23 protein-coding genes are annotated in these 19170 nt (G+C 56.3%); 15 read left to right on the top strand and 8 right to left on the bottom strand.

The window, feature by feature from the left end; genetic code table 11:
- The first annotated feature begins 46 nt into the window (after positions 1-46).
- Entirely contained in the window at positions 47-2122 is a 2076-nt protein-coding gene (glgX, locus tag AC6I8B_RS09100) for a glycogen debranching protein GlgX (RefSeq protein WP_033779271.1), read from the top strand.
- 126 nt (positions 2123-2248) lie between these two features.
- Positions 2249-3013 carry a meso-2,3-butanediol dehydrogenase gene (gene budC, locus AC6I8B_RS09095; protein ID WP_010245522.1) on the top strand — a complete coding sequence of 255 codons (765 nt, stop codon included), beginning with the start codon at positions 2249-2251 and terminating at the stop codon, positions 3011-3013.
- Positions 3014-3127: 114 nt separating this feature from the next.
- Here budC and AC6I8B_RS09090 read toward each other — a convergent pair whose 3' ends face one another.
- Entirely contained in the window at positions 3128-3400 is a 273-nt protein-coding gene (locus tag AC6I8B_RS09090; protein WP_010245525.1) for a hypothetical protein, read from the bottom strand.
- A 380-nt stretch (positions 3401-3780) separates the two neighbouring features.
- Here AC6I8B_RS09090 and AC6I8B_RS09085 point away from each other — a divergent pair, with 380 nt between their 5' ends.
- Genes AC6I8B_RS09085 through AC6I8B_RS09075 form a run of 3 tightly spaced genes read left to right on the top strand, consistent with a single transcriptional unit; the run spans position 3781 to position 5627 of the window.
- Positions 3781-3939, top strand: coding sequence for a hypothetical protein (locus AC6I8B_RS09085; protein WP_022625733.1), 159 nt, complete (start codon positions 3781-3783; stop codon positions 3937-3939).
- 3 nt (positions 3940-3942) lie between these two features.
- The gene (locus AC6I8B_RS09080; RefSeq protein ID WP_157352019.1) at positions 3943-4482 is read left to right on the top strand and encodes a TetR/AcrR family transcriptional regulator; all 540 of its coding nucleotides are present in this window, start codon (positions 3943-3945) and stop codon (positions 4480-4482) included.
- On the top strand, positions 4479-5627 hold the full coding sequence (locus AC6I8B_RS09075; protein WP_157352016.1) for an MFS transporter: 1149 nt from the start codon (positions 4479-4481) through the stop codon (positions 5625-5627). Before AC6I8B_RS09080 ends, AC6I8B_RS09075 begins: the two co-directional genes overlap by 4 nt.
- 151 nt (positions 5628-5778) lie before the next feature.
- Here AC6I8B_RS09075 and AC6I8B_RS09070 read toward each other — a convergent pair whose 3' ends face one another.
- Positions 5779-6012, bottom strand: coding sequence for a hypothetical protein (locus AC6I8B_RS09070; protein ID WP_010670048.1), 234 nt, complete (start codon positions 6010-6012; stop codon positions 5779-5781).
- A gap of 289 nt (positions 6013-6301) precedes the next feature.
- On the opposite strand from AC6I8B_RS09070, the gene AC6I8B_RS09065 reads away from it, so the two are divergent.
- The 3 genes from AC6I8B_RS09065 (at position 6302) to AC6I8B_RS09055 (ending at position 8598) form a co-directional block, all read left to right on the top strand.
- Positions 6302-6823 carry a GNAT family N-acetyltransferase gene (locus tag AC6I8B_RS09065; protein WP_157352014.1) on the top strand — a complete coding sequence of 174 codons (522 nt, stop codon included), beginning with the start codon at positions 6302-6304 and terminating at the stop codon, positions 6821-6823.
- A 100-nt stretch (positions 6824-6923) separates the two neighbouring features.
- Complete coding sequence (locus tag AC6I8B_RS09060) at positions 6924-8135, top strand: diguanylate phosphodiesterase (RefSeq protein ID WP_157352012.1); 1212 nt, start codon at positions 6924-6926, stop codon at positions 8133-8135.
- A gap of 229 nt (positions 8136-8364) precedes the next feature.
- Positions 8365-8598 carry a DUF4060 family protein gene (locus AC6I8B_RS09055; protein WP_010245542.1) on the top strand — a complete coding sequence of 78 codons (234 nt, stop codon included), beginning with the start codon at positions 8365-8367 and terminating at the stop codon, positions 8596-8598.
- A 46-nt stretch (positions 8599-8644) separates the two neighbouring features.
- On the opposite strand, the gene anmK is transcribed toward AC6I8B_RS09055, so the two are convergent.
- Complete coding sequence (gene anmK, locus AC6I8B_RS09050) at positions 8645-9766, bottom strand: anhydro-N-acetylmuramic acid kinase (protein WP_157352881.1); 1122 nt, start codon at positions 9764-9766, stop codon at positions 8645-8647.
- 282 nt (positions 9767-10048) lie between these two features.
- On the opposite strand from anmK, the gene slyB reads away from it, so the two are divergent.
- Positions 10049-10516 carry an outer membrane lipoprotein SlyB gene (slyB, locus tag AC6I8B_RS09045; RefSeq protein ID WP_010245548.1) on the top strand — a complete coding sequence of 156 codons (468 nt, stop codon included), beginning with the start codon at positions 10049-10051 and terminating at the stop codon, positions 10514-10516.
- 40 nt (positions 10517-10556) lie between these two features.
- Here slyB and slyA read toward each other — a convergent pair whose 3' ends face one another.
- Positions 10557-10994, bottom strand: coding sequence for a transcriptional regulator SlyA (gene slyA, locus AC6I8B_RS09040; RefSeq protein WP_010245551.1), 438 nt, complete (start codon positions 10992-10994; stop codon positions 10557-10559).
- Between the two features lie 150 nt (positions 10995-11144).
- On the opposite strand from slyA, the gene AC6I8B_RS09035 reads away from it, so the two are divergent.
- From AC6I8B_RS09035 to AC6I8B_RS09025, 3 genes are read left to right on the top strand one after another with little or no spacing between them, the layout of a single operon-like run.
- On the top strand, positions 11145-11381 hold the full coding sequence (locus AC6I8B_RS09035) for a DUF1656 domain-containing protein (RefSeq protein WP_010245554.1): 237 nt from the start codon (positions 11145-11147) through the stop codon (positions 11379-11381).
- A 5-nt stretch (positions 11382-11386) separates the two neighbouring features.
- Positions 11387-12244 (top strand): efflux RND transporter periplasmic adaptor subunit, encoded by an 858-nt coding sequence (locus tag AC6I8B_RS09030; protein WP_157352010.1) that lies wholly within the window; start codon positions 11387-11389, stop codon positions 12242-12244.
- On the top strand, positions 12241-14241 hold the full coding sequence (locus AC6I8B_RS09025; RefSeq protein ID WP_157352008.1) for an FUSC family protein: 2001 nt from the start codon (positions 12241-12243) through the stop codon (positions 14239-14241). Before AC6I8B_RS09030 ends, AC6I8B_RS09025 begins: the two co-directional genes overlap by 4 nt.
- Here the strand turns inward: AC6I8B_RS09025 and AC6I8B_RS09020 are convergent, their stop codons facing one another.
- From AC6I8B_RS09020 to AC6I8B_RS09005, 4 genes are all read right to left on the bottom strand, one after another.
- Entirely contained in the window at positions 14242-14709 is a 468-nt protein-coding gene (locus AC6I8B_RS09020) for a hypothetical protein (RefSeq protein WP_010245563.1), read from the bottom strand.
- Between the two features lie 130 nt (positions 14710-14839).
- A complete protein-coding gene (gene sodC, locus AC6I8B_RS09015) occupies positions 14840-15358 on the bottom strand; it encodes a superoxide dismutase family protein (protein ID WP_010245567.1) in 519 nt (172 codons plus the stop codon).
- Between the two features lie 84 nt (positions 15359-15442).
- Positions 15443-16339 carry an aldo/keto reductase gene (locus tag AC6I8B_RS09010; protein ID WP_033757493.1) on the bottom strand — a complete coding sequence of 299 codons (897 nt, stop codon included), beginning with the start codon at positions 16337-16339 and terminating at the stop codon, positions 15443-15445.
- A gap of 68 nt (positions 16340-16407) precedes the next feature.
- The gene (locus AC6I8B_RS09005; protein ID WP_010245573.1) at positions 16408-16647 is read right to left on the bottom strand and encodes a DUF1289 domain-containing protein; all 240 of its coding nucleotides are present in this window, start codon (positions 16645-16647) and stop codon (positions 16408-16410) included.
- A 174-nt stretch (positions 16648-16821) separates the two neighbouring features.
- Here AC6I8B_RS09005 and AC6I8B_RS09000 point away from each other — a divergent pair, with 174 nt between their 5' ends.
- From AC6I8B_RS09000 to gloA, 3 genes are all read left to right on the top strand, one after another.
- Positions 16822-17418: a TetR/AcrR family transcriptional regulator gene (locus AC6I8B_RS09000; RefSeq protein ID WP_010245576.1), complete on the top strand. Its 597-nt coding sequence runs from the start codon at positions 16822-16824 to the stop codon at positions 17416-17418.
- A gap of 50 nt (positions 17419-17468) precedes the next feature.
- The gene (locus AC6I8B_RS08995; protein WP_010245578.1) at positions 17469-18566 is read left to right on the top strand and encodes an alkene reductase; all 1098 of its coding nucleotides are present in this window, start codon (positions 17469-17471) and stop codon (positions 18564-18566) included.
- Positions 18567-18682: 116 nt separating this feature from the next.
- Entirely contained in the window at positions 18683-19090 is a 408-nt protein-coding gene (gene gloA / locus AC6I8B_RS08990; RefSeq protein ID WP_010245580.1) for a lactoylglutathione lyase, read from the top strand.
- Positions 19091-19170 lie beyond the last annotated feature (80 nt).

Raw genomic sequence — 19170 nt, 5'->3', positions numbered from 1 at the left:
CTTTTTTTATTACGCGTCAATCTGTTCATTGAATAACGAGGCATAAATGTCAAACAGTCAGCGTTTTGAAATTACGGCGGGATACAGCCATTTACTGGGGGCCAACTTTGATGGTCAGGGCGTGAACTTCGCCCTGTTCAGCGCCCACGCCGAGCGGGTTGAACTCTGTCTGTACGATCCCAGCGGTAAAACGGAAATTGCCCGTCTGGAGCTGCCGGAATATACCCATGAAGTATGGCACGGCTATATTCCGGGCCTGCAGCCCGGCGCGCTCTATGGCTATCGCGTTTATGGCCCTTATGACCCGGAAAATGGTCATCGCTTTAACCCGAACAAGCTGCTGCTCGATCCCTACGCCCGTGAACTGGCGGGAGACATCGCGTGGAACGAGGCGCACTTCGCTTACGATCTCTATCATGACGATAAAGATCTGACCTTCGACAGCCGCGACAGCGCGCCGTTTACGCCAAAGTGCCGGGTGATCGATCCCAACGAATTCGACTGGCAGGATAAAAACCGCCCGAATGTGCCGTGGCCGAAAACCGTCATCTATGAAACCCACGTTAAGGGCTTCACGCAGCTCAACACCGCCCTGCCACCTGAAATGCGCGGCACCTTTGACGGCATGAGCCACAAATCGACCGTCGACTACATCAAAAGCCTGGGCATTACCTCGGTCGAACTGCTGCCGGTACACTGGTTCCCGGATGACCAGCACCTGCTGGATAAAGGGCTGAAAAACTTCTGGGGATATAACACGCTGAACTTCTTTGCCCCCGCCACCCGCTACTTTGGGCCGCGCGGCATTCAGGGCTTCCGTGACATGGTGCGAGCCTTCCATGATGCCGGTATTGAGGTGATCCTCGACGTGGTTTACAACCACACCGCCGAGGGGAATGAGCTGGGGCCAACGCTGTCGTTTAAAGGCATCGATAACTTCTCCTATTACCGTACGTTGCCAGACCAGCATCGCTATTACATCAACGACACCGGTACCGGTAACACCGTCAACACCTCGCATCCGCGTGTGCTGCAGATGGTGCTCGATTCGCTGCGTTACTGGTCAGAATCAATGCATATCGACGGCTTCCGTTTCGATCTGGGTACCATTCTCGGTCGCGAGCCTGATGGTTTTGACCCGCGCGGCGGCTTCTTCGATGCCATCATGCAGGACCCGGTCCTGTCGCAGAAAAAGCTGATTGGTGAACCCTGGGATATCGGTCCGGGCGGCTATCAGGTGGGCAGCTTCCCGCCAGGCTGGGCAGAATGGAACGATCAGTATCGCGATACGGTGCGTGACTACTGGAAAGGCAACAACGTCTCCACAGACTTTGCCGCCCGCCTGCTGGGTTCCGGCGATCTCTACGATCAGCACGGTCGTCGTCCATGGGCCAGCGTCAACTTTATCACCGCGCACGATGGCTTCACCCTCAACGATCTGGTGTCGTACAACGACAAACATAACGCGGAGAATGGCGAAGACAACAACGACGGCCACAACGACAACCGCTCTTACAACTACGGGGTTGAAGGCCCGACCGATGATGAAAGCATCAACGCGGTGCGTGAGCGTCAGAAGCGCAACTTCCTCGCCACGCTGATCTTCTCACACGGTACGCCAATGCTGCTGGCGGGCGACGAGTTTGGCCGCAGCCAGATGGGCAACAACAATGGCTACTGCCAGGACAGCGAAATCTCCTGGGTACACTGGGATAACCTGCCGGAATCTGCCGAGGCGCTGCGCGAGTTCACCCGCCAGATCCTGACGTTACGTGCTCAGCAGCCGTTACTGCGCCGTGAAAACTGGCGTGATGGCATGGATATCAAATGGTTTAACGCCGGTGGCGGCTTCCAGCAGGCTGAGCAGTGGGATGAAGGCTCAACGCTGGGGGTTTATATCGGCCGACCGGACCTCCAGACCGAGGAAGGCATCTGGCACGACGTCCTGATGCTGTTCAATCCGTTTGAAGGCAATGTACCGTTCCAGATCCCGCAGTTTGGTGAAGGCGGCTGGGTGCTGGAACTGACCACCAGCGACACCGCGAAGCGCGGTCTGGTGATCACCAAGGAGAAGGATTTCGAACTGGAAGGACGCAGCTTCGCCCTGTTCAGACGTCCATAGCCGCTGACCCGGTTAAAAAGCAGTCATCTGGCGCAGCGCATTTCGCGCTGCGCTTGTGTTTCTGGCGATCGCTGCCAGGCTTAACCGGTTGTTAACAGTGAGAATTGATGCTGAAAAGGAGGCATAATGTCCAGATTTACGCAGAAAGTTGTGGTTGTGACAGGTGCCGGATCCGGCATTGGCGAAGCCAGCGCAAAACGCTTCGCTGAAGAGGGTGCATCAGTGGTGCTGGTGGGCCGTACCGCGCAGAAACTGGAAGAGACGCTGGCCGACATGACGCCAGGCGATCACCTGGTGGCTGCCTGCGACGTCTCAGAAGCCGCACAGGTTAAACAGCTGTCAGAAACCGTGCTGAAGAAGTATGGCCGTGTTGACGTGCTGGTAAATAATGCCGGCGTCATCGTGCAGGGCCGCATCCATGAGGTCGATCTCGACGCATGGAAAACCCTGATGAAAACTGACCTTGATGGAGTTTTCCACGGCGTACACTATTTCATGCCTGCCCTGTTAAAGAGCAAAGGCAACGTGGTTAACATCTCTTCCGTTTCCGGTTTAGGCGGCGACTGGGGCATGAGCATCTACAACGCGGCCAAAGGGGCGATTACCAACTTCACCCGTGCGCTGGCGATGGACTACGGCGCAGATGGCGTACGAGTCAATGCAATCTGTCCCGGCTTTACCTTTACCGATCTGACCGAAGATGCCAAACAGGATCAGGCGCTGCTGGAGCGCTTTTACGACCGTATTCCACTGCGCCGGGCCGGTGAAGCGGATGATATCGCCCGTGCCATTCTCTTTATTGCCAGCGATGAAGCCAGTTATATTACCGGCGTTAATCTGCCGGTTGATGGCGGAATTACCGCTTCAAATGGCCAGCCTAAACAGGCTTAAATAAAGAACAGGGCAGCGTCTTTACGCTGCCTTTTTTTATTCTAACCGGCCCGCAGCATTAATTCCCTTTATTATCCTTCTGCCACAGCAGAACAATAACTGCCTGCATACAAATTAATGTTTTGGCGTATGGCGGGTTGGCGTTGCCGCGCGTGCCGGTTTAATTGCCGTGCTGCTGGTCGGGCAAATAAAAGTGCTCAGGCAGGCATTACAGAGTATGGCATTAGCGTGATGGACTTTCGCCACGGCCAGCGCCTGCTGGCGGGTATAAAGCGAACCAATAAAAACGCGTTTATCGTTCTTTGACAGATTAACGCAACCTTCTTTGTGTAAAATCCATCCACCCATGGGACGCGGGCACAGATAATAGTAGCTGGCTTTGAGCATGGTAGTCATCCTGATAGTTGCTGTATGTATCTTAAAAAACGAACCAAAATTCGTAAGAGGTTTTTTTTGTAATCTGAAGCTTTATTAAACTAACTGAGAATTATCCCTAAAACCACTTTATTGCGTGAGTCTGGCTGACTTTGAGAATATGCCCTTTTTCATTGCTTATGTCGCTTCAGGCATTCCACGCGCTGTAACGCCCTCACCCTCACTGTCGCTCCGCTTACATTTATACTGCTAATGCATCATTAAAAAAGCAAAAATCAAAACAATACCTTAAAAACAATACCTTATAAAATCAACCTGCGCGCCAGGGGTGACGCGCTACTCAGATATGATTAGAGCAGAAGCTGAAAAATATCATCCCCGCAGGGGTATTTATGAGTATTGATAAACTGAACCTGAATAAGAGTGAAAGTGGTGCACAGCGTGCCTTTAAGCGGAACGCCAGCTCCCCTGGCATCAGGGATTTATCAATACCAGCGGGCGTAATTAACAGCGACCGGCTTGAAAAAGTAAAACGATCGGTTTACTTTTAAAGCATGAAAAAGAGAAACGATATCATCCAGGCCGCCGAGCGGCTCTTCTACACCCACGGTTTCCACGCCACCAGCACCGACAATATCTGTCGCGAAGCGGGCGTCTCTACCCGCACGCTCTATCATCACTTCGCCTCACGCGAAGCGCTGACCGCAGCGGTACTCGACGCGCGCGAGCAGCGCTTTATGGCCGATCTGCTGCCACCGCAACAGCCTGATGCGATAGCGCATCTGTTCAGGATGCTGGGCGAGTGGACGGCAGCGAACGGTGCCCGTGGCTGCTTCTTTCTTAAAGCCTGGGGAGAGTATGCCGAGCGGGACAGTGAACTGGCCGCTCAGGCGCTAGCCTTCCGGGCCACGATGCGGGCTTATATCACCCATTGTGTGACGCATCTGCGCGGTGCTGAAAATAAGTCGCTGAGTGATGCTATCTGGATACTCTTTGAGGGTGCCATTACCACGGCGCTGATTACCGGTCCCGCCGCTGCTCAACAGGCGGCGCAGGTCGTCAGTCAGTTACTTCAGAACAGGGCGACAGGATGAGATCGCCCATCGCGCTGGCGCTGACCGGCTTCAGCCTGATCGCCGTGACCTATGGCATGGCGCGCTTCTCATGGGGATTGATGCTGCCCGCTATCTCAGCGGAGATCCCGTTCAACCCGCAGCAGGCGGGTATGCTGTCAGCCTGCAGCTTTGTGGCATATTGCCTCACCATTCTTACCGCAGCCGCGCTGGCGGATCGCTATGGCACCCGGCTGACGGCGCTGCTGGCCTCACTCAGTGCGACGGCGGGTCTGCTGCTGCTCGCCTGTGCCTCATCAACGCTGCTGCTGGCGGCCGGACTCTTTATTGCCGGATTGAGTGCCGGTCTGGCTTCACCTGCTCTGGCGGCGGCGGTCAGTGATCGAATTCCTGCTGCGGGTCAGCCGCGCATCAATACCCTGATCAATGCCGGCACCAGCGCGGGCATTATCCTGACGGTGGTCATCCTGAGCGTTCTGCCCGGCGGCTGGCGTGCCGCCTGTCTGCTGTTCGCTCTGCTGTCGCTGGCCTGTGTGCTGCCGGTGATGCGCGTGTTATCGGGTCACGCCGCCAGTCGCCCCACCAGAGTGCGTCACTGGCACCAGCGGCTGTATCGCCGCTCCATGCATCGGCTGATGAGTATTGCCTTGATTTCGGGTCTGGTCAGTGCAGCCTGGTGGAGCTTTGGGTCAGCGCTGCTGCGACAGCATGTCGGTGTTGATGAGGAGACCGCCCGCTTACTCTGGCTGATTGCCGGAGGCGCAGGCATCGTGGGTGCGGCAACCGGGCCGGTCGCTGCCCGTATCGGGCTGAAGGGTGTATACCGATTCTCACTGTGCGGGATGGCAGTGCCACTGCTGGTGCTGGCCTGGAGTCGGGGCGAATCCACCGGCTTAGCGATCGCGGTTGCCTGCTGTGGCGCAGGTTACGTCACCCTATCGGGCGTGCTGCTGGTGTGGGGCGCGCGCGCCACTGCTGAAGATCCGGCGACTGGCGTCGGCATCCTGTTCTTTATGCTGGCGGTGGGCCAGGTAGCGGGATCGCTGCTGTTTGGTCAGCTCTACGCCTCTTTGGGAGCCAGTACGGCATTAACGCTGTTTGCGTTCAGCGCCCTGCTGCTGCTGTTTATTGCACCCGCGCAGAACAGCAGCGAGTCGGGTAAATAAGCAGGCGTAAACGAATGGGTTGGCAGAAAACAGGGAAGTTAGAAATAGCGTCGATGCTATTTACCAGACAGTGCCAATATTATCGCCCGGGGAATGAGGAAATATTACGCAGGTGTTATGGCTGAAGCGATAAACTCATCGCGGCGTCCATTCAGATCGCGCGAATATTTTTAATGCGTGGATTTATTTTCTGCTGAAGCAAATCTTCTTCGGGACCCAGATAATAAGGCACAGCACACTGCTTACCATCTTTGGTAAAAATAATCTGGTTATCATGCAGGAATAACGCAGTAAAATGGCCCAGTACCACACCATTTAATTCAAAGCAGTGATTTCTTGCTGCACGCAGCCCCTGCTTACTATTCAGAAAATCAACAAATCGCATCACGCTGCGCCTCCAGTTAATAAATCAACTCCATCAGAATCGCGAAGATAATAGCCTTAACGCAGGCCCGGATCATCCGGCTGACGCTGTTTTCAGAATAGGCTTAATTACCATTCAGTAGTGGCACTAAACCGACGTGATTTTTTATCTGCTTCCTGCCAGGAATAATCCTGGCGAATGACGCACTCATAAAATTTCATGAGCGAGTAATATTTATATTGCGCCCTCACATCGCCCGCTATACCGTTGTTTTTCCACCAGGTGCAGACTTTCGGGGCAAAACCGCATAATGGAAATTTTTGAGGCAGATGAACGCCACATCATGGCGATTCAGCAGATCTACGCCTGGGATGTCCTTAACGGCACCGGCTCATTTGAGACAGTGCCGCCCGACGCGGCAGAGATCGGCGAGCGGATGCGGAAGATTCAGCAGGCGCGCCTGCCGTGGTTTATCGCTGTCAGCGACGGAGAAGTACGTGGGTTCTGCTATCTGACGCCTTATCGCCCGCGCCATGCCTACCGGCATACGCTGGAGGACTCAATTTATATCGATCCCGGATTTCAGAAGCGCGGAGCCGGTTCGCGCCTGTTAAACCATGCAATCCGCTGGGCTGAGCAGGCAGGGTTCCGCCAGTTGATCGCCAACGTCGGCGACAGCGAGAACCAGGGCTCGATTGCCGTACATCGCGCCGCAGGCTTTGAGATGACAGGCATCCTGCGCTCGGTAGGTTTCAAACAGGGTCGCTGGCTGGATACCGTTTTTATGCAGCGCTCTCTGGGAACGGGCGATACCACGCTGCCGGTTGATTAAAACAGAGTCAGAGTGAGAAAGACGTACTGGCCCTCGTTTTCCCCGGAAGAAGCTTCTGGTAAGGTGCCATAACAAAAAATAAAAAATTCCGGAAACCTTTATGTTGTCGACAATCATCTATCGCAGCCACATTACCGAACATGTGCCGCTTGAGATCCTGAATGGTTTGGCGCGGAAAGCGAATAAAATCAATAAATCCTCCAGCATCACCGGAATTTTATTATTCAATGGCACGCATTTTTTCCAGCTGCTGGAAGGCCCCGAGGCGGCGGTCAATGCAGTCTACAGCCGGATTTGCCAGGATCCACGCCACCATAATCTGGTCGAACTGCTGCGCGATTACGCCCCGGCACGCCGTTTTGGCCACGTCGGTATGGAGCTGTTCGATCTGCGACTGCATGATAAAGAGACGGTACTGGAGGCGGTGCTGGCAAAGTGCACCACAAAGTATCAGATGACCTATGCCGATCGCGCACTGCAGTTCCTGCGCACCTTTGTCGAAGCGCGGGAAAAAGAGAACTATTTTGAGATCCCGGCCGCCAGCGGCTGGACGTTTATCCGTGACGAGTCAGAACAGCGTGCAGGCAACGCATCGCTGGTGGCAGCGGATGAGGTCAGCTTTGCTTTTCAGCCGATCGTTGACCCCTTCGCCTGCGAAATCGTCTCGCTGGAAGCGCTGCTGCGCGGCCCGCAGGGTGAACCGCCACTCGACTATTTTGCCCGACTGTCACGTGAGCAGCTCTATCAGCTCGATCTGAGGTCGAAAAAGATCGCCTTCGCCCAGGCGAAGCAACTGGGGATTGAGGGCATGACTCTGTCGATCAATCTGCTGCCGATGACGCTGGTGGAAGTGCCCGACGCCGTCCCGTTTTTGCTGGATGAGATTGCTGTGCAGGGACTGGTGCCAGAGCAGATCATGGTTGAATTCACCGAGAATGAAATTATCTCGCAGCCTGAGGCCTTTGAAGCCGCCATCAGGCAGCTGAAGGCGGCCGGCATCAGCCTGGCGCTGGATGATTTCGGTGCCGGTTTTGCCGGCCTGTCGCTGCTGACGCGCATTCAGCCTGACAAGATTAAAATCGACCGAACCATCATCGCTGATGTGCATAAAAGTGGGCCGAAGCAGGCGATCATTCATGCCATTCTGAAATGCTGCTCCTCGCTGGAGATCGGTGTTATCGCCGAGGGCATTGAACAGCCGGAAGAGTGGATGTGGCTTGAAGCGGCAGGCGTGACCCAGTTTCAGGGCTTTCTGTTCTCAAAACCTGTACTCAATGGCGTTGCCGCCGTGGCCTGGCCAGAGCTGATCTGACCGCCTCTGCGATTTGGATGAATTTGCGATTTCCTGCCTTGCTGGATCCCCCGGCGGCTGCTAAATAATTAACAGCCCCGGGGGATCATCTTTCTGTCATCTTCCCGCGGCAGAGTCAGTCATTACCCAGTCAGTGATTAAATGTTTAGCAGTCAGATGTTCAGTGTTTAGGCCAGCGCTACGCGCCATGCGTGCGACGTGACTCCAGGGACAGCATTTGAGGAACTGAATGAAGCAAATCATCCGCGGTGATAAAGAACCTTCCCATATTCTCGCAGCGACTCGTGCGCTTGAAGCGCACTACTCCCGCTACGGAGAAGGTAATAAGTACCATCCCGTTATCTATTCCATCGCCTACCGCAGCCGGTTTTATCAGGTTGAGGTGATTACCCGACGTGAAACCATGGTTGCCTCGGTGATTACTGGCGTTCGCAACCTGACGCATCTCTCCGGCGCCGCCTGACGGCCACCTGTCATCCTGCGGGGGCAGATTGCCCCCGACTCCGCGCTTAGCGTCGATAGAGTGAATTCGCCGGAAAGATTGCGCCAATCACGCTTTTTTCCCGTGCGCCCGTTACCGCAGGCAGATTGCCCGGCAGGCCGGAGAGCGTGCGGAAAGCCAGCCAGGCAAACGCCAGCGCCTCCATATCGTCACCACTGACACCCGCCGCATCGGTAGTCGTTACTTCCGTTCCCGGAAGATGCGCTGCCAGTCGTGCCATCAGCAGCGGATTGCGGCTGCCGCCGCCACACACCAGCAGACGGTCGCAGCCATCATTGAGTAACACCTGCTGCGTGATGGTGATGGCGGTCAGCTCGACCAGCGTAGCCTGCACGTCCTGCGCAGCCAGACCCGGGAAATAGCGCAGATGCTGCTCCAGCCAGCTGAGGTTGAAGTGTTCGCGCCCGGTGCTTTTCGGCGGCGGCAACGCAAACCAGGGCTCACGTAGCAGCGCCTCCAGCAGTGCCGGAATCACCGACCCGCTGCGCGCCCACTGCGCATCTTTATCATACGGCTGAGCCTGATTGCGCCAGATCCAGGCGTCCAGTAGCATATTGCCGGGGCCGGTATCGAAGCCGCGCACCGGTTGACCCGGGATCAGCAGCGAGAGATTGGCGATGCCGCCAATATTCAGCACCATGCGGCGTTCAGTAGCATCCATCAGCAGCGCCTGATGAAAGGCAGGCACCAGCGGCGCGCCCTGCCCGCCCAGCGCCATGTCACGGCGGCGGAAATCTCCTACCACAGTGACGCCGGTGGCCGCCACGATCTGATTATTATCGCCAATCTGCAGCGTATTGGGTGCGTCACTCTGTGGCTCATGCCAGACGGTCTGACCATGACAGCCAATCGCCGTGATATCGCTGGCTTCAAGCGATTCGCGCTTCATTAATGTCACTACCGCTTCAGCAAACAGCTGGCCGAGGCGGGTATCAAGCTGGCCGAGCTGCGACAGCGTCAGGGACTGTCCCTGACATATCGCCAGAATCGCCTGACGCAGTTCTGGTGGCATCGGATGGCAGTAGCTCGCCTGCTGCGCCACCATATTTTCATCAATGGCAGCCAGCACCACATCCACTCCATCCAGGCTGGTGCCTGACATTACCCCAATATAGCGTCCTGATTTCATAGCCATTCCTTACTTCCGGCGGGAAGTGCGATTCATCTGCGGTTAGCCTGACAAATAATGATCGCTAATTCTATGATTAAATTCTTTTTATCCAATCGTGCTGACTGATAACGTAATGGGACTATTTTTAATCCACGATTGAATTATTGTTGATCCTGCATAGTCTATGCTTCGTCCAGCCGTGTTTTATTCGGACAGGGATTAATTTGCCAGGTTTGTGTCTTATACTGTGAGCAGGATACAGCGGTAAACGTGGCACCTTCTCGACTAAAGGAGTTTCAAATGATTAAGCGTGTAATTGTGGTCGCTCTGGCCGGTGTGATGCTGGCAGGTTGTAGCAATACCAGTACGCTGTCGGGTGATACCTACAGTGCCAGTGAAGCTAAGCAGGTGCAGAGCGTTTCGTACGGTACCTTAGTCTCGGTACGTCCGGTGAAAATCCAGGGCGGCGATGAGAGCAATGTCATCGGTGCTATCGGTGGTGCGGTGCTGGGTGGCTTCCTGGGTAACACCATTGGTGGCGGCAGCGGACGTAGCCTGGCGACAGCCGGTGGTGCGGTTCTGGGTGGCGTAGCAGGCCAGGGCGTACAGGGCGCAGTCAATAAAACCGATGGCGTTGAGCTGGAAATCCGTAAGGATGATGGCAACACCATCATGGTGGTTCAGAAACAGGCCGCCACGCGTTACTCTGTTGGCCAGCGTGTTGTGATGGCATCCAACGGCAGCCAGGTGACGGTTTCACCTCGCTAATGAAGCTAAACAAAAAACCGACGCCTGGGCGTCGGTTTTTTTATTTCTCTTTATGCTGAAGTTCGAGAATGTTTTTTTCAAGCCGGGCGATCAGCGTCACCATCTGACTGATCTCTTCCCGACTGATGCCGGACAAAATGTCATCCCGCGTCTCATCAATCACACTCTCAACCTGTTCGATAATCGGCTCGGCCTGCTGCGTCAGCTTAATGCGCTTGGCACGACGATCGTTGGCGCAGGTCGAACGGGTGATTAATCCTTTCTCTTCCAGCTGATCCAGCGTGCGCACCAGCGAAGGCTGTTCAATACCAATCGCCTTGGCTAACTGAATCTGGGACTGTTCGGGCGGCAGTTGATGAATATTGTGCAACGTCACCCAGTGAGTCTGAGTCAGCTCAAGCGGCTTCAGCCGCTGATCAATCAACGCGCGCCAGATGCGCACCAGGCGAGATAAATCCGTTCCGAGGGGCGTATCCATTTCATCTCCTTATAATTAGCTTGCTAGCTATCAAGCCAGATTTTACACTATTCTGCGAGTTTACAGGACAAATTACAAATCCCGGACCAGGCCACCATAACGTGGCAGCGCTTTCACTCTGCTGTTTGGGTTAACGAAGGATGTTATCACGTGCTCACTCCTGCTTTTTCAGGTGCGAATCCGCTGACCGATCTGGTGGTGGGCGCCTCACTGTTTTTCCCGCCGATATTCAAAGCGGTGATCCTCGGCTTCTTTTTCTGGCTGCTGATCCACCCTCTGGTGCGTGGCTGGATCTACTCCGGCGATGTCTGGCATCCCACCCTGTTTGATCTCTCCCTGTTTGTGCTGTGCGTTACCGCCGCACTCTGGCTCATCGGTCACGGATAATCGATATGAAATTTAACGCGGTAAAATACTTCTCCACGCTGATCGTGTTTGCCCTGGCGCTGCTGGCCGCTGGCTGGCTCTGGAACTACTACATGCAGTCGCCCTGGGCCCGTGACGGGAAAGTACGGGCAGAGCTGGTGGATATCACGCCTCAGGTGTCGGGACGAATTACGCAACTGAAGGTCAAAGACAATCAGTTTGTGCATCAGGGCCAGCAGCTGTTAACGCTGGACCCGGTGCCGTGGCAGATCGCGCTCGACAATGCCGCCGCCCAGCTCAGCAAAGCGCAGGCGGATCTCGCGAAAGCGCAGCATGAATTTAACCGTCGCAGCAGCCTGCCGCGCAACATCATCTCCGCAGAGGACCTTGATGCCGCGCGATTAAGCGCCGGCGCGGCGGCCGCCAGCACCAAAGCGGCACAGGCGGAGTGGGAACGGGCGCGCTGGAATCTGCAGCAGACGACGCTGACCGCACCGGCGGATGGCTGGATCACCAATCTGACGCTGCGTCCCGGCAACTATGCCACCGCGGGTTCGCCTCTGTTTGCCCTGGTCGACAGCCACTCTTACTACGTAATGGGCTACTTCGAAGAGACCAAACTGCGCCACATTCACCCAGGCGCAGCGGCCCAGGTGGTGCTCTACAGCAATGGTATGCGGCTGCAGGGTCAGGTGGATAGCATTGGCCGCGCCATCTATGACCAGAGCATTGAGACCGACAGCGGTCTGGTGCCCGATATCAAACCTAACGTGCCCTGGGTGCGGCTGGCGCAGCGGGTGCCGGTGCGCATTCGTCTCGATCCGCTCCCTGCCGATGCAGAGCTGGTGGCGGGAACCAGCTGCACCATCACCATCCAGCCATGAATTTTCAGTGGCTGGCCTGGGATCAACTGCCCTGGATTAAGGCGAACGCCGGCCAGTGGCGTTATGCGTTGCGCAACGCTATTGCGATGTGCCTGGCGCTGAGCATCGCCTACGCACTGGATCTGGATGAGCCCTACTGGGCAATGACCTCTGCCGCCGTGATTAGTTTTCCCACCGTCGGCGGCGCGATCAGTAAAAGTCTGGGGCGCATCGTTGGCAGTCTGGTGGGGGCCAGCGCTGCGCTGCTGATCGCCGGACATACGCTTAATGAGCCGTGGCTGTTTACCTTTGCCATTGCCGGCTGGCTGGCGCTCTGTACCGGCATAGCGAATCACTACCAGAATAACGTTGCCTACGCCTTTTCGCTGGCGGGCTACACCGCCGCCATCATCGCCTTTAGCAGCGTTAATATCACCGATATCACCTCGCTATGGACTATCGCTCAGGCACGGGTTTGCGAGGTGATCTCCGGCATTCTCTGCGCCGGATTGATGATGATGGTACTGCCGAGTACCTCCGATGGTGAGACGCTGATTACCTCACTGAAACAGATGCATGCCCGGTTGCTGGAACATGCGGTGTTACTGCTGCAGCCCTCAGCCAGCGAGACCATCCGGACCGCGCATGAAAATGTCATCAGCCAGATCCTGACCATGAATCTGCTGCGGATTCAGGCGTTCTGGAGCCACTACCGCTTTCGCCGACAGAACAACGTGCTGAACTATGTGCTGCACCAGCAGCTGCGACTCACCAGCGTGCTCTCCAGCCTGCGACGCATGCTGCTGAACTGGCCCGACGCGCCTGAGGCGCTGTTTGAGGCGCTGCAACAACTGATGGCGGAGCTGGCGAAACCGGCGTGTGATAAATATCGTCTGGCACAAATCCTGCGCAGCGTGACCCCGGCAGCGGATGGCGACTACCGGCAGCGCGCTTTTTGTCAGCGGCTGCGCTACTTCTGCTGGATGTACCTCAACGTGCAGCGCTGGATCCGCCTGCTGGATCGCGCCGATGCCGACACCCGTTTTCAGCCACCGCCGGTTCCGGCGCTGGCGCGCGACAGTGACAGCGCCGAGGCGGGCTGGAGCGCCCTGCGTACCTTCAGCGTTATCGTGCTGGGCTGCGCCTTCTGGATCAATACGCAATGGTCTTCAGGTGCAGCCGCGCTCACCTTAACCGCCATAGCCTGTGTGCTCTACGCTTCATCACCTTCACCTGGCGGCAGCGTCACGCTGCTGCTGAAGACCCTGCTGTGGCTGTTTGCGTTTAGTTTTGTGATGAAGTTTGGGCTGATGGTGCAGATCAGTCAGCTGTGGCAGTTTTTGCTGTTTCTGTTCCCGCTGCTGGTGACGCTGCAACTCTTTAAGCTGCAGCAGAAGCAGCGCGCCGGGATGTGGGGACAGTTCATCGTCTTTATGGGTTCGTTTATTGCGGTGACTAACCCGCCCTCCTGGGATTATCAGGATTTCTTTAACGATAACATCGCCAAAGTCTGCGGGGTGCTGCTCGCCTGGCTGGCGTTCCAGATTCTGCGACCCAGCTCCGATGCGCGGCGCAGCCGACGGCATATCCGGGCGCTGCGGCTGGCGTTTCTCGATCAGCTGCGGCAGCGGCCCCGGCTCAGCGAGAGCCGCTTCGAATCGCAGATTTACCACCGTATCAGCCAGCTCAGTCACAGCCGGGACGAGCAGGCACGCGTCTGGCTACTGCGCTGGGGCGTGGTGCTGCTCAACTGCTCGCATATCGTCTGGCAGCTGCGTGAATGGCGCGCCGGTTCAGCCGCACTGATGGGGTTTCGCGATCACTGCCTGCAAGACTTACAGCAGATTATCAGCAGCCGCGGCGTGCGCCACAGCTCGCTGGATCGAATGCTGACGCAACTGGAGGAGACCATCACCGCGTTACTGGCACTGGAAAGCAACGAGGCCAGCGAGCTGGCGGGGATTATCTGGCGGTTACGCTGTTCACTGGCACAGCTGAAGCAGGCGGTGCCGGAGTGATCACTGGCAATATTGCTGCTGTTGCCGGTTAAAATCATCCTGCAGCTGTTGCAGCGTTTTATGGCCTTCGAAGCGGGTTTTATCCATTTCGGTCATCGGTTCAATCACCAGCACTTTCTCATCGGGTGAGAAGATAAACCGGCGTGTCAGTTCGGTACCGGTAAAACTCTGACCATGAATGCCACCGCACACCATAGTCATGGTACGGCGATAAATAGTGCTATCCGTGAAATTGGTTTCGGTGGCGCTGCGAAAGACCTGATCGCAACCCTGCGCTTCCAGCTTACGCACCATGTTGCGGCTCAGCCATTCACGACCCTTCGCGATCTTTTCACAGGTGATACGCATTGGGTTGGTATCGATGGTGCGCTGCAGTTCGCGTCCGGTTTCGGTGACCAGTTGCGTATCATTGGGTTTATCGCATCCCACCAGCAGCAGACACAGCAGTAATGCGCCCTTGAATTTCATTTTCCTGCTCCTTTCCCCATCACGCTTTCTTACCTGAATCAATATCATAGGGGGGAAATGTCAGGGATGGTACAACAATTCATAAACAGGCAGGAGAAAAGCGGGCGGCCATCGCCTGCCGCCCGGAAACTCAGATTACACCGCAGGCGTAGCGTGCCCCGCCACCGCCCAGCGGTTTAGGATGGTCAGCATGATTGTCACCGCCGACGTGCACCATCAGCGCTTTGCCTTTGATCTCTTTTAACGATTTCAGACGCGGCGCCAGCACCGGATAAGTGGCGCTGCCTTTGTCATCGACATAGACCGCGGGCAGGTCGCCCAGGTGCCCCTCTGCATAAGGCCCCAGATGTTTGCCGCTGTTGGCCGGATCAAGGTGACCACCCGCCGCACCGGCGGCGACCACTTTGCCTTCAGACTCGCCCGGTTCACAGCTGCCTTTAGCATGAACATGGAAACCATGAATGCCCGGCTGAAGGCCCTGCAGATCCGGCGTGAACTGCAGACCATACTGTGTCTCGTCAATCTTAACGGTGCCCAGCGATTTCCCAATCCCTTCAGCGGTAACCTGATGGATCGTAACCTGCTCGCTGGCAGCCTGTGCTGAGCCGCAGGCGATCAGTGCGAATAGGGCAACTGCTTTCATTTTCATGGTGACTCCATTTGCATACCAGGGTTTGAGATAAGTCTGGTCGCTGTTGCACTATTTTGCCGGAGATTGACGCAGTTTTACGCTTCAGGGCACATCAAATCCCAGCGCCGCCTTGCGAATACGGAACCACTGCTGACGCGACAGGGATAAGTTCAGTGCTCCGGCGGCTTCGCTGACCCGCGCCGTTTTACCTGAGCCGATGATTGGCAGCGGGCGTGATGGCAGCATCAGTATCCAGGCATAGACCACCTGCTCAAGGCTGGTGGCACCGGTTTCCTGCCGCACGGCTTCCAGTTCGTCTCGCAGCGGCTGGAAATGGGGATCGTTAAACAGGCGACCGCCACCCAGACAGGACCAGGCCATCGGACGAATACGCAGCTGCTGACACTGATCCAGCGATCCATCCAGCAGCACACTTTGCTGCACGGGTGAGATCTCCAGCTGATTTGTCACCAGCGAGAACGGCAGACGGGATTGCAGCAGGGAAAACTGTGATGGTGTGAAGTTAGAGACGCCAAAATGCAGAACCTTGCCGCTGTGATGCAGCGCCATAAAGGCTTCGGCCACCTCGTCAGCCTCCATCAGCGGATCGGGACGATGGATCAGCAGCAGGTCGAGACGATCGGTATGGATATGGCGCAGTGAGTTTTCAGCACTCTGCAGGATATGACGTTTGTCGGTAATGTAGTGGCCTATCTGATGCTCAGGCTGGGCGCGGGTGGCGATGCCGCACTTGGTGACAATCTGTAGCTGGTCGCGCAAGCCGGGTGCCAGTTTCAGTGCCTCGCCAAACGCCGCCTCACACTGGTAGTCACCGTAGATGTCCGCATGGTCAACGGTGGTGATGCCGAGCCTCACATGGTGCTCAATAAAGGCGACCCGTTCCTGTGGCGACATCCCCCACTCCATCAGACGCCAGTACCCCATGACCAGCGGTGAAAAATCGGGCCCCTGTGAAGCGATGGCTTGCGGTTCTAACATGACGTTCTCCCTGTTGCGCGTTGGCTGAAATTAGCGTGTCAGAGAGTATAACGGAAAGCGCAAAGTCGTCAGAATAACTCCGGCTGTTGTGGCGCGTGTGGCTCCTCACCTTTCTGTTGCCGTTGCAGACGCTGACGCCGCTGCTGACAAAGACGAATGACCTCACGCTTTTGCGCATCGCTGAAGCGCAGCCAGTTGAACCGCTCATCGCGGCTGCGTAAACATCCCAGGCAGTAGCCGCGCGCATCCGTCTGGCAGATGCCGCGACAGGGGCTGGGAACCGGGAAAAACTCAAGCTGCTCGGCCACCACGCCTCCGGATTCACAGAATAAACAGTCCAGTAAAAAGCGTAGCCTGGTTGCGCAGGAAGTAAGCCCCACCCGGCCAGAATTATCCTGTTCTTTGACTCAGGAGTGAACACTCTGTGCCAAATAGAGAGGGTTGCGTTGCATTAGACCGACTGGTCTACTAATCTCACTGCCATGAATAAGACGCTACAACGCAACGAAACCCGCGAACACCTGCTCCAGACAGGTGAGCAACTCTGTCTGCAACGCGGTTTTACCGGAATGGGCCTCAGCGAACTGCTGACGCAGGCGGCGGTGCCGAAAGGCTCCTTCTACTACTACTTCCGTTCTAAAGAGGCGTTTGGCGTGGCGTTACTGGAGCGCTATTTTGCGCGTTTCCTGCAGGATGTAGCGTTGCAGCTTAACCAGACCGAAGGCACGCCGCGTGAGCGTCTGCTTAACCACTTTCGTGCTGCCGTTGATCTGTTTGTTCAGCAGGGCCACATCGTAGGCTGTCTGGGCGTCAAAGTCTCCGCGGAGGTGTGCGATCTCTCAGAGCCGATGCGTGATGCACTGCAGCAGGGTGCCGGAAAGATCACGGCACTCTACGCCCGGACCCTGATTGCCGCAGAGCAGCAGGAGTCGCTGAGCCTGCCGCAGCCCCCCGCGCAGATGGCGGAATTGCTGTCGCTGCTGTGGCTAGGTGCCAGCCTGCAGAGCAAAATTTCCCGCGAGGCGCAGCCACTGCGTCTGGCATTGAGTACCATCGAACAGTGGCTTGAACGCCGCTGATTTTTAAAAAACATGTTTGTAGACGACTGGTCTACTAATCAGGAGCTATTATGGCGAGTACCCAGCTGTTTCGTCCGCTAAAAGTCGGTGCAATTACCGTCCCAAACCGCGTATTTATGGCACCGCTGACCCGTCTGCGCAGCATTGAGCCAGGCGACATCCCTACCCCGATGATGGCTGAATATTATCGCCAGCGCGCCAGCGCCGGTTTGATCATCACCGAAGCGACCCAGATCTCTTTCCAGGCGAAAGGCTATGCCGGTGCGCCAGGCTTACATACTCAGCCACAGATTGCAGCGTGGAAAGCGATTAACGAAGGCGTGCATCAGGCTGGCGGTCACACCGCAGTACAGTTATGGCACACCGGTCGTATCTCACATAACAGCGTGCAGCCGGAAGGCAAAGCACCGGTTGCGCCATCGGCGATTGCCGCTGGCACCCGTACCTCACTGCGTGCTGAAGATGGCAGCGTCTATCGCGAAGATACCTCAACGCCGCGTGAGCTGACAGTGCCAGAGATTAAGCAGATCGTGGCAGATTTTGGCCAGGCTGCGGCCAACGCGCGTGAAGCGGACTTTGACCTGCTTGAGCTGCACTCGGCGCACGGTTACCTGATGCACCAGTTCCTGGCTCCTGGCTCAAACCAGCGTACTGATGAATATGGCGGCAGCATCGAAAAACGCGGTCGCTTTGCGCTGGAAGTGGTTGATGCGGTGATCGCTAACTGGTCAGCCGATCGCATTGGTATTCGCGTCTCACCTATCGGCAGCTTCCAGAATCTGGACAACGGCCCGGATGAAGAGGAAGCGGCGCTGTGGTATATCGGCGAGCTGGCAAAACGCAACATCGCCTATCTGCACCTCTCTGAGCCAGACTGGGCCGGCGGTCAGCCTTATACCGACGCTTTCCGTCAGAAAGTGCGTGATCTCTTCCCGGGTGCCATCATTGGTGCCGGTGCCTATACCGTTGAGAAAGCGGATGACCTGATTGGTCGCGGTCTGATCGATGCGGTTGCGTTTGGTCGCGATTACATTGCTAACCCGGATCTGGTTGAGCGTCTGCAGCAGGACGCCCCACTCAATCCACAGCGTCCGGAAAGCTTCTACGGCGGCGGCGCGGAAGGTTATATCGACTACCCGACGCTGTAACCGGTTCGGGCTGCCGTCCGGGATGATGACGGCAGCCATTATTCAATAGCGATTTTCATCGCTATACTTAGCGCCTGAGTCATCGGGCGATGGCGTTTTATTTAAAAGAGGATGTTATGCGTTTACTTCATACCATGCTGCGCGTTGGCGATCTGCAACGTTCAATCGATTTCTACACCCGTGTGCTGGGCATGCGCGTGTTGCGTCAGAGCGAAAACACCGAATACAAATATACCCTGGCATTTGTGGGCTACACCGACGAGAGCGAAGGTGCGGTGATCGAACTGACCTACAACTGGGGCGTCGATAAGTATGATCTCGGTGATGCCTATGGTCATATTGCGCTGGGCGTTGATGACGCAGCAGCGGCCTGCGAACGTATCCGCAAAGATGGCGGCAACGTGACGCGTGAAGCTGGCCCGGTTAAAGGCGGCTCCACCATTATTGCCTTTGTTGAAGATCCCGATGGTTACAAAATCGAGCTGATCGAAAACAAAGATGCCGGTAACGGCCTCGGCAACTAAACCTGCCTGTCAGCCCGCCCGGTCGGGTGGGCTGAATCCCCTTCTCTGCGCTTCATCTGCTGCACCCGGCCCCGTTTTTT

Source organism: Pantoea sp. X-Soil-ISGK-285, assembly GCF_059730815.1.
This window is presented reverse-complemented; position numbering and strand designations above follow the sequence as displayed.

Excerpts from the sequence above, each read along its gene's own strand:
- glgX (WP_033779271.1), top strand. The coding sequence starts at position 47 with ATGTCAAACAGTCAGCGTTTTGAAATTACGGCGGGATACAGCCATTTA.
- budC (WP_010245522.1), top strand. The coding sequence starts at position 2,249 with ATGTCCAGATTTACGCAGAAAGTTGTGGTTGTGACAGGTGCCGGATCC.
- AC6I8B_RS09090 (WP_010245525.1), bottom strand. The coding sequence starts at position 3,400 with ATGCTCAAAGCCAGCTACTATTATCTGTGCCCGCGTCCCATGGGTGGA.
- AC6I8B_RS09085 (WP_022625733.1), top strand. The coding sequence starts at position 3,781 with ATGAGTATTGATAAACTGAACCTGAATAAGAGTGAAAGTGGTGCACAG.
- AC6I8B_RS09080 (WP_157352019.1), top strand. The coding sequence starts at position 3,943 with ATGAAAAAGAGAAACGATATCATCCAGGCCGCCGAGCGGCTCTTCTAC.
- AC6I8B_RS09075 (WP_157352016.1), top strand. The coding sequence starts at position 4,479 with ATGAGATCGCCCATCGCGCTGGCGCTGACCGGCTTCAGCCTGATCGCC.
- AC6I8B_RS09070 (WP_010670048.1), bottom strand. The coding sequence starts at position 6,012 with ATGCGATTTGTTGATTTTCTGAATAGTAAGCAGGGGCTGCGTGCAGCA.
- AC6I8B_RS09065 (WP_157352014.1), top strand. The coding sequence starts at position 6,302 with ATGGAAATTTTTGAGGCAGATGAACGCCACATCATGGCGATTCAGCAG.
- AC6I8B_RS09060 (WP_157352012.1), top strand. The coding sequence starts at position 6,924 with ATGTTGTCGACAATCATCTATCGCAGCCACATTACCGAACATGTGCCG.
- AC6I8B_RS09055 (WP_010245542.1), top strand. The coding sequence starts at position 8,365 with ATGAAGCAAATCATCCGCGGTGATAAAGAACCTTCCCATATTCTCGCA.
- anmK (WP_157352881.1), bottom strand. The coding sequence starts at position 9,766 with ATGAAATCAGGACGCTATATTGGGGTAATGTCAGGCACCAGCCTGGAT.
- slyB (WP_010245548.1), top strand. The coding sequence starts at position 10,049 with ATGATTAAGCGTGTAATTGTGGTCGCTCTGGCCGGTGTGATGCTGGCA.
- slyA (WP_010245551.1), bottom strand. The coding sequence starts at position 10,994 with ATGGATACGCCCCTCGGAACGGATTTATCTCGCCTGGTGCGCATCTGG.
- AC6I8B_RS09030 (WP_157352010.1), top strand. The coding sequence starts at position 11,387 with ATGAAATTTAACGCGGTAAAATACTTCTCCACGCTGATCGTGTTTGCC.
- AC6I8B_RS09025 (WP_157352008.1), top strand. The coding sequence starts at position 12,241 with ATGAATTTTCAGTGGCTGGCCTGGGATCAACTGCCCTGGATTAAGGCG.
- AC6I8B_RS09020 (WP_010245563.1), bottom strand. The coding sequence starts at position 14,709 with ATGAAATTCAAGGGCGCATTACTGCTGTGTCTGCTGCTGGTGGGATGC.
- sodC (WP_010245567.1), bottom strand. The coding sequence starts at position 15,358 with ATGAAAATGAAAGCAGTTGCCCTATTCGCACTGATCGCCTGCGGCTCA.
- AC6I8B_RS09010 (WP_033757493.1), bottom strand. The coding sequence starts at position 16,339 with ATGTTAGAACCGCAAGCCATCGCTTCACAGGGGCCCGATTTTTCACCG.
- AC6I8B_RS09000 (WP_010245576.1), top strand. The coding sequence starts at position 16,822 with ATGAATAAGACGCTACAACGCAACGAAACCCGCGAACACCTGCTCCAG.
- AC6I8B_RS08995 (WP_010245578.1), top strand. The coding sequence starts at position 17,469 with ATGGCGAGTACCCAGCTGTTTCGTCCGCTAAAAGTCGGTGCAATTACC.
- gloA (WP_010245580.1), top strand. The coding sequence starts at position 18,683 with ATGCGTTTACTTCATACCATGCTGCGCGTTGGCGATCTGCAACGTTCA.